This is a genomic window from Plectonema cf. radiosum LEGE 06105, assembly GCF_015207665.1.
GTDB classification, from domain to species: domain Bacteria; phylum Cyanobacteriota; class Cyanobacteriia; order Cyanobacteriales; family Nostocaceae; genus Rivularia; species Rivularia radiosa_A.
Map to the genome: position 1 here is coordinate 1 of NZ_JADEWL010000254.1, position 4,521 is coordinate 4,521.

At 38.0% G+C, this 4,521-nt stretch carries 4 protein-coding genes; 2 read left to right on the forward strand and 2 right to left on the reverse strand.

The annotated features are described in order from the left end of the window. Both IQ247_RS31460 and IQ247_RS31465 read right to left on the reverse strand, forming a co-directional pair. Positions 1-260, reverse strand: a 260-nt coding sequence (locus IQ247_RS31460) for a helix-turn-helix domain-containing protein (RefSeq protein ID WP_193926096.1), incomplete at its 3' end; no start/stop codon positions are given. Positions 261-726: 466 nt separating this feature from the next. Beyond that, on the reverse strand, positions 727-1,542 hold the full coding sequence (locus IQ247_RS31465) for a TetR/AcrR family transcriptional regulator (RefSeq protein ID WP_228060220.1): 816 nt from the start codon (positions 1,540-1,542) through the stop codon (positions 727-729). A gap of 139 nt (positions 1,543-1,681) precedes the next feature. Between IQ247_RS31465 and IQ247_RS31470 the strand changes: the two genes are divergently transcribed. Together IQ247_RS31470 and devC are read left to right on the forward strand one after the other, a co-directional pair. Continuing rightward, positions 1,682-2,989 (forward strand): ABC exporter membrane fusion protein, encoded by a 1,308-nt coding sequence (locus IQ247_RS31470; RefSeq protein WP_193926100.1) that lies wholly within the window; start codon positions 1,682-1,684, stop codon positions 2,987-2,989. Positions 2,990-3,289: 300 nt separating this feature from the next. Continuing rightward, entirely contained in the window at positions 3,290-4,471 is a 1,182-nt protein-coding gene (gene devC, locus IQ247_RS31475) for an ABC transporter permease DevC (protein WP_193926102.1), read from the forward strand. Positions 4,472-4,521: the final 50 nt, after the last annotated feature.

A 4,521-nucleotide genomic window follows, 5' to 3' on the forward strand; every position in this document is an offset into this window, starting at 1 on the left:
AATGCTTGCTGTGGTGTGGATTTGGAGCATTCATAATACCATTCATTCTCGGATTTCACCAATGCCACCAACCACTTGTGTAGGTCAATAGCACTAGGAAACTTAATTTTGGCATCGGGATTGGCTTTGTTGTGGTCAAGAATCTGCTTGGTTAAATTTAGACCCCAATTCCATGCATGACGCGCTACACCACAATGCTTTATCAATACCGTGCGCTGCTGGTTGTTTAGCTTTAGTTCAGTTTTGAATCCAAGTAACACGGCAACTCCTTAATCCATTATGATGCGTATGCTTGAGAGATATTCCAACCAAGTTTTCTCCGCCTATGCTTGAAGGACGGTCTAATTCTTGCTGAGGCGGGCAAGACTTTAAAACATCTGTCTGTTTTTGGCATTTCTTTGTTTTCTTAAATGATATAGAAGCATCCCTGCTTATTAGACCATGCAGGGAGTAGTGAAAATCCAACAAAACCGAAACATTTATCGAATAGTTACCCAAAATTGGGTATTAATGGGTAACTGTGTCAAGAAATTAAGTTACAGTTTAAACCCCTTGTTATGTTGGTTATAACCTATGGGTGGTTAGTAGATGGTGGTTAGTGGTTAGTAGATAGTGGTTAGTAGATGGTGGATGGTGGAAAATAACAACTGTCAACTGTCCACCGTCCCGTGTATATACAAAATTATCCAAAGCTGAAATTGTATTACTCTCATGTATATACAAAAATTATTCCTTAACCTCCAATCCTTCACCACGAGCGAACATTTCAATAACTTCACTGCGGCTGAGTTGATTTTCTTTTGCAATTAACGCTAGTTTTTCCCAAGCTGTATCAGTAAGTCTCATGGAACGTAAACGTTTTTGCTCAGATTTGTAATCTGGCTCGAATTTACCCGAATTGCTACGGTTACATCTATTAGACTTATGTTTTGTAGCTGTAACGGTTTGATTGCTCGTTAATAAATAAATTAAGTTGTTAATTAGCCTGTCTCGTTCGATTGGCATAATATCTTTACCGTGTAACACTTCACTTGTCATCACGAAGTGCATAAATGTACCCATGAATATTCTGGCTGCTACTTCTGCATCGGGTAAATTTAGCTCGGTACGAGACTCGAATAATTGGGTTAAATCTTTTAAAACCGATTTTTGAAAGTTACGCAGAAAAGCTTGGGCTAATTGGGGGAAACGTCCTGATTCACCAATAATTATTCTTAATAATCCTAGCGCTTCTTGGTCGCCCATCATCGCTTCTAACATACTGTTTGCTAAACGATGCAGAACAATGCTTGCTTCTATATGAATTGATTGAGCTTTTTGGGGATTAAATACTGCTTGGTATTTCTTTTGTATTAATCGCTCAATTAAAGCTAAAAATAAACTTTCTTTATCCTGAAAATAGCTATACACCGTTGTTTTAGATACTTTAGCTGTGGCTGCAACTCCATCCATGGTTGTAGCTGCAAAGCCATGGATTAAAAATTCTTGTATTGCTCCTTTCAAAATAACTTCGGCTTTTTCGGATAATTGTGATTCTTTCATAGGGAGTAGTTGATTCGGGAGTAGGGAATTCATACTTTGGTTAGATATCCCTTGACATTATTGTACTATACAGTTTAGTTTATAGGTATAGCTAAACCGATTAGTCCATTTTTATCCTTATCGTATCCAGGAGGCACCCATGGTGCGCGATACAGCAGCGAATAGTAATAATAGTTTCTCGTTTAAACCGAGTTCTCGGCAGCTGTTGATGGTGTTAATTACCGCAACAATTGCTGTTGGTGGTGTCACGACTTACAGGCAATTTAAGACAGCGGAAAATAATGCAGCAAAAGAAGCTGAAGTTAGGATACCTGAAATTACCGTCATTACGGCTTTAGGAAGTTTAGAACCCAAAGGAGAGATTGTTAAGGTTTCTGCACCGACATCAAGTCAAGAAAATCGAGTCGAACAACTTTTGGTGAAGGAGGGAGACAAAGTTGAGTCTGGACAAATAATTGCAGTTCTCGATAACAAAGATAGACTGCAATCAGATGTTGTTAAAGCCGAACAACAGGTAAAAATTGCTCAAGCTAACTTAGCGAAAGTGAGAGCGGGAGCAAAAAGCGGTGATATCGCGGCTCAAAAAGCGACAATCGCTCGTTTAGAGGCACAATTAGAGGGTGACAGAGCGAGTCAAGCTGATGCAGTTATCCGCTTAAAGGCTCAGTTAGAAGGGGATATTGCGGCTCAACAAGCGACAATTGAGAGAATTGAAGCGGAAGTGAGAAACGCACAAGCCGAATATCAACGCTATGAAAAACTATATAAGGATGGTGCTATATCTCGCTCGGTTTTTGATAGCAAGCGTTTAGGGATGGAAACCACCCAGAAACAACTTAGTGAAGCAAAAGCTATTTTAACAAGAATTGAAGCGACAGGAACCAAACAAATTAGCGAAGCCGAAACTGCTTTAAAACGGATAAACAGTACTGGAAGCAAGCAAATTAGCGAAGCGGAAGCGACATTAAACAGTGTTTCAGAAGTGCGTTCAGTAGATGTACAAGCAGCATCCGCCGAAGTTAACGATGCTGTAGCGGCTGTAAATCAAGCTAAAGAGAAGCTCAAACAAGTATACGTGCGGAGTCCCCAAGCTGGTGAAGTCTTGGAAATACATACTCGTGGGGGGGAAGTTGTTTCAAATAACGGGATTGTCGAGATAGGACAAACCTCTCAGATGTATGCGAATGCGGAAGTTTATCAAACAGATATTAGTAAAGTTAAAATCGGACAAAAAGCGACAATTACCAGTAATTCTTTACCAAGTGAATTACAAGGAACGGTGGATTGGATTGGTTCCAAAATACGTCGTCAAAGTGTTATAAATACCGACCCCAGCGAGAATATTGATGCAAAAGTTGTAGAAGTTCGTATACGTTTGGATAATAAATCTAAGGAGATAGCAAGCAAGTTTACTAATTTGCAAGTTGAAGTAAGAATTGAGCAATAATATCAAATAGTGGTTAATAATTATCTGCTGTTTTTTGCTGAATCTAAAAAGTTTTTATCAAAAATATTCTGTTGGAAAGTAAATATTAATAAGTAGTGGGAACGTGTCGCGCCCTAGGAATAAATCGTTTTATAGGAATAAATAGCGAGCAAGATGCTCTGAATTGCTTGCGAGGGAAAAGCTTGTTCGGTGAGAAGTCGGGTTTTTAGGATAAATATCTGTGATATCAGACAATTGTAATAAAAACCCGACTTCTGTGCAAATAATCTAAAATCTAAAATCTAAAATCTAAAATTAATTATGATTGGGTTGATTCAACAATTACGGCGGCGGACTCCTTTAGGATGGCTGCAATTAAATCATGAAAAAGGTAGATTATTAGTAGCAATTTCGGGTATTGCTTTTGCTGATGTTTTGATGTTTATGCAGCTTGGTTTCCAAGGAGCATTATTTGATAGTAATACTCGACTAAATAGGTCTTTAAATACAGATATTGTATTGATTAGTCCTAAAGCTAAAAATATGCAGAGTTTATCGACATTTTCGCGACGAAGATTATATCAAGCAAAAGATATAAAGGGGGTGAAATCAGCCGAACCCATGTATGTGAATGTTGTGAAATGGAAAAATCCCCAAACTCGCAAAGAAACTACAATTCAAGTATTAGGAATCCAGCCAGATGAACCAGCTTTGAATTTACCAGAATTAAAGCAACAATTGCCATTAATCAAGCTACCAGATACTTACTTATTTGATAGAGGAACCAAAGGAAAATATACAGAAGTTATAGCTCAAATTGAACAAGGAAAAACTGTAAATACAGAAATTGAAGGACGGAGCGTAAACCTGAGAGGACTGTTTTTTTTAGGAACTTCTTTTGGTGCGGATGGTAATTTAATTACTAGCGGGGATAATTTTTTGAGATTATTTCCCAAACGAAAAGCCAGCAGCATTAATCTCGCTTTGATTAATGTAGAAAAAGGCTATGACTCCGTAGAAATAGCAAATGATTTAAAATATAGATTTAGAGATTTTGACGATATTAAAGTTCTTACCCATGAAGAATTTATCCAATTTGAAAATAACTTTTGGTCAACAGAATCTCCCATTGGTTTTATCTTTGGTTTGGGGACTGCAATGGGATTTATAGTCGGCGTAATTATTGTTTATCAAGTTCTTTCTACCGATGTCAATGCTCACATGAAAGAATACGCCACATTCAAAGCAATGGGATATCGCAATTTTTACTTATTAGGTATAGTATTTGAAGAAGCATTAATTTTAGCACTATTAGGTTTTATCCCCGGTTCCCTACTACCTTTGGGACTTTATCAACTGACAAAAAAAGCTACCAATTTACCGATCGCCATGACCATAGCAAGAGCAACCACCGTATTTATCTTAACCGTAATTATGTGTGCCATCTCCGGCGCGATCGCAACTCGTAAAGTCCAGTCAGCAGATCCAGCGGATATGTTTTAATTTAAATTAATCGTTTGGATTGATGGGGGGATGGGGGGATGGGGAGATGG